Source organism: Acidobacteriota bacterium, from assembly GCA_012517875.1.
Taxonomy (GTDB): Bacteria; Acidobacteriota; JAAYUB01; order JAAYUB01; family JAAYUB01; genus JAAYUB01.
Genome location: JAAYUB010000020.1, coordinates 1 through 3,886 on the forward strand (window position 1 = coordinate 1; position 3,886 = coordinate 3,886).

Sequence of the window (3,886 nt, forward strand, 5' to 3'; positions counted from 1 at the left end):
ATGAAAATCGACTCCGAGGTACAATGGTGTTGTCATTGTGTGCGCTCCTTTTGGCGCCGCGACCCCGGGAGCAATCACCCACGAGATTATATCTCGTGTCTCGGTGGCGCTAAAAGGAGCGCTCTTCTCATCACATCAACTGATTGCGAATTTGCGAACCTGGAACCTGAGAACCTGCAAACATTCCAACGTTCCAACCTTCAAACCTTCAAACGGCTCGATTACGATCACGATTACGATCACGATTACGAATTACGAATTACGAATTACGATTACGATGACGATTACGAGCACGAGATCCGATATCCGAAGTCCGATGTCCGATTTCCGAAGTCCGATGTCCGACAGCCGAGACAGTTGATGGCTAATGAGAGCGGATCGCCGAATCGCAACTTCCCGGTTTGCCGATCGACTGGATGATTCGTCGGGAGCGACGGGCGTTTGCGGGCGATGCATGGATTTCACGTGTGGCCTGTGGTATCTTTCCATCCAGAGTCAGACTTCACGGGGCGGATGGAGACGAGTCGTCGACGGCATTGCCCGCCGGGCGTTCGAGGCGTTGCTGATCCGGAGTAAAGCCCCATGGGAACTGGAAATAAGACAGGTTGGAAGGCCACGAACCGGAGCCGCCGGACGACGGTTCGGGAGCCGGCGTCCGCCTTTGACGCGCCCGGCGGGGGCGTGGCACTCTACCGGGCCGCCGACGGCACCATCGCCCTCGACGTGCGGCTGGAACGGGAGACTCTCTGGCTGAATCTGAACCAGATCGCCGGCCTGTTCGAGCGCGACAAGTCCGTCATCTCCAGACATCTGAATAATGTCTTCAAAACCGGCGAGTTGGAGCGCGATTCAGTTGTTGCACTTTTTGCAACAACTGCCGCTGACGGGAAGACCTACCAAGTGGAGCACTTCAATCTGGACGCTATCCTCTCGGTGGGATACCGGGTCAATTCCAAGCGCGGCACCCAGTTCCGGATCTGGGCCACCGACGTGCTGCGGGAGCATGTGCTGTCCGGCTACACGGTGAACGAGCGGCGCCTTGACGAGCTGCAGCGGACGGTGCGTCTCGTCGCGCGGGTGATGGACCAGCGCCAGCTCAGCGGGGATGAAGCCGCGGCCCTGCTTCGAGTGGTGACACACTACGGCCTGGCGCTGGATCTTCTGGACGACTACGACCGGCAGCGCATGCCGGCGCTGGGAACAGGCCGGCCCCTCGTCCGCTCGCTGAGCCATGCTGAAAGTAGGCGCATCGTCGACCGGTTGCGCGTGCACTTTCAGGCCGGCGAACTGTTCGGCCGGGAAAGCGGGCCGGGCTTGCGCAGCGCGCTGGCGGCGGTGGCCCAGACCGTCGATGGACGGGACGCTTATCCCAGCCTGGAGGAAAAGGCCGCCCATCTCCTGTATTTCATCGTGAAGAACCACGCCTTTGTGGACGGCAACAAACGCATCGGCGCGGCTTTGTTCCTGTGGTTTCTCGAAAAGAACGGCGCGCTCTTCGGCGCCGAGGAGGATCGTCGAATCTCAGATGCCGCTTTGGTCGCCCTGACCCTGATGATCGCCGAAAGCCGTCCTGCTGAAAAGGACATGATCGTTCGCCTGACCACCCGCCTGCTGCAGAACGATCAAGGATGAAACCGGGAGGGGCGTTGTCCATGCGTCTCGCCCGAGGGATCGAGCCCGCAAGACGGCGTAACGGCGGGGGAGATTCACCGCGGAGGACGCAGAGGGCACAGAGAATGTTGATGGTTGATAGTTGATGGTTGATGGTTGGGAGCGAACCCCGAGACCCGAATCCCGAACACCGATCCGCGAGACCCGCTGTCCATCTCACTGCAGAGTCGCAGAGGGCGTAGAGAGGATTAACGCTCGCGAAGGCGCAAAGCCGCCAAGGCATTTTTTTGTCCATGGAATGACGAGGGAGGACGGGTGGGAGCGTGGACGGGTCGGCTATTTTCGGCATCGCCTGAGAAGGATGGATGCCGTGTGGTTTCGGGAAAGTTAACTATTTGGTCTCGGGATAGGCAACTATGTGGCTTCGGGAAAGGCAACTATTTTAGCAATGCGGGCATCTATTCTATTGACGTGTGACTAATGCGTCACTAGAATGGGGGTGTGACGGAATAGTCACAGATCTTTGAGCCGAGGGACGGTATGTCGGGCAAAGAGCTGATCAAGTTGCTCAAGAAGGCGGGATGGAAAGAGGATCGAATCAAAGGATCACACCATATTCTGAAGAAGGATGGGAAGCTGGTCTCCGTTCCGGTGCACGGTCACGACGATCTTCCACCCGGAACACTGAAACAGATCTTGCAGCAAGCTGACGTGGATTTTGATAAGGAACCATAGAATCCTGTCGTCCACTCGTCTCACTCAGATTACGTCTTGAATTTTTGATATTTCAGACACTTTCGGTCGACCGACCATTTTTTCGGTCTCAGGACCCAGGAGGACACGCCATGTACATCTTTACGCCTTTGGCTGTTTTCACAAAGGACAAGGATGGAACGTACGAAGGATATTCGCCCAACGTGAAGGGCGCGATCTCCTATGGACGGACCTTCGAGGATGCGCTGGCCAACATGAAAGAGGCCATCGAGGGAGTCATGGAGGCGGCCCTGGAGAACGGCTACAACGGCGTGCTGGTGGATTCCGGATATAAAGGCGAGGCGGGGGAGATCGTCGTCCCCATTCCCGCGGAGAAACGTCTGCGGGTGGCCGCCACCATCCATCTGGTTCGGGCGCGTGCCGGGATGAATCAGGAGGAGTTTGCCAAAAAGTTCGGGATCAACCGGGAAACGGTGTGCCGGTACGAGCGCGGGAAACGGATGCCGTCCGCCGATACTTTCTTGGAAATGTTGGAAGCCGTCTGATTTTCCTCCAGACCCAATGGAGACGACGCATTCCGCTTTTTCGTGAAACGGCGTAATCGCAGGGGGATTCACCGCGGAGGACGCAGAGGGCACAGGGGAGGTTGATTGTTGATCGTTGATAGTTGATGGTTCGTGCTCGTAATTCGTAATCGTGATCGTAATCGTGATCGTAATCGAGTCGTTTGAAGGTTTGAAGGCTGAAATGTTCGCAAGTTCAAAGGTTCTCAAGTTCACAGGTTCACAGAGGGTTGATAGTTGATGGGCGAGCCGGCGAGCCGGCGGGGGAGGCCGGTTGCGGCGCAACCTGCAGCGGTGCGATGTGCGTCGCATCGGTGGGTAGGGTTGCGGAGGGGGCGGCGGAAGCGGTACAATAAATGCCATTCAAATTTGGCTTGAATCGACTTTGACTTGAATCGACAGGGGGTGCCATGAACACGTTCAGGCAGGGCGTTGCGGCGCTGCTCGTCGTCGCGCTCGTGGGCTTCGTCCAGGGGAGCACGTTCGACCAGATCCGGTATAACGGCGGCACGCTGCAGACGCAGGTGGACGCCAAGGACTGGGACAACGTTCTCACCATCGAGCCGGGCTACATCCGGCTGCGGCTCAAGGACGGCCAGTCGCTCACCATCGACCCGGCGCAAGTGACGCAGCTCAGCTACGGCCAGGAGGCGCACCGGCGGGTGGGCACCATGATCGCACTGGGGATCCTGGTGGCGCCGCTCATCCTGTTCGGGCTGTTCCACAAGACGCGGCTCCACTTCATCGGCATCGAGTACACCGACGCCCAGGGGCGCAACGGCGGTGTGCTCATCCAGGCGCACAAGGACAACTACCGCGGCGTGCTCATGGCGCTGCGGGGCGCCACCCGCGCCCCCATCGCCGTGAGCGAGGAGGACCGCAAGTACGTCGCCAGCGCCGTGGGCGAGGGCGCCATCGGCGCGGCGGCGGCGCCGCAGGCGGCCACTTCGGCCCCGCCACCGGCCGCACCGGCTGATGGCAGCGCCCCCGCCCCACCG

At 59.3% G+C, this 3,886-nt stretch carries 4 protein-coding genes; all 4 read left to right on the plus strand.

Annotated elements, in window-relative coordinates; genetic code table 11:
- The first annotated feature begins 582 nt into the window (after positions 1–582).
- Complete coding sequence (locus GX414_02585; protein NLI45977.1) at positions 583–1,632, plus strand: cytochrome C biogenesis protein CycH; 1,050 nt, start codon at positions 583–585, stop codon at positions 1,630–1,632.
- A 519-nt stretch (positions 1,633–2,151) separates the two neighbouring features.
- The gene (locus tag GX414_02590; GenBank protein NLI45978.1) at positions 2,152–2,346 is read left to right on the plus strand and encodes a type II toxin-antitoxin system HicA family toxin; all 195 of its coding nucleotides are present in this window, start codon (positions 2,152–2,154) and stop codon (positions 2,344–2,346) included.
- A 110-nt stretch (positions 2,347–2,456) separates the two neighbouring features.
- A complete protein-coding gene (locus GX414_02595; protein ID NLI45979.1) occupies positions 2,457–2,870 on the plus strand; it encodes a type II toxin-antitoxin system HicB family antitoxin in 414 nt (137 codons plus the stop codon).
- A gap of 428 nt (positions 2,871–3,298) precedes the next feature.
- The coding region (locus tag GX414_02600) for a hypothetical protein (GenBank protein NLI45980.1) at positions 3,299–3,886 on the plus strand (588 nt) is incomplete at its 3' end.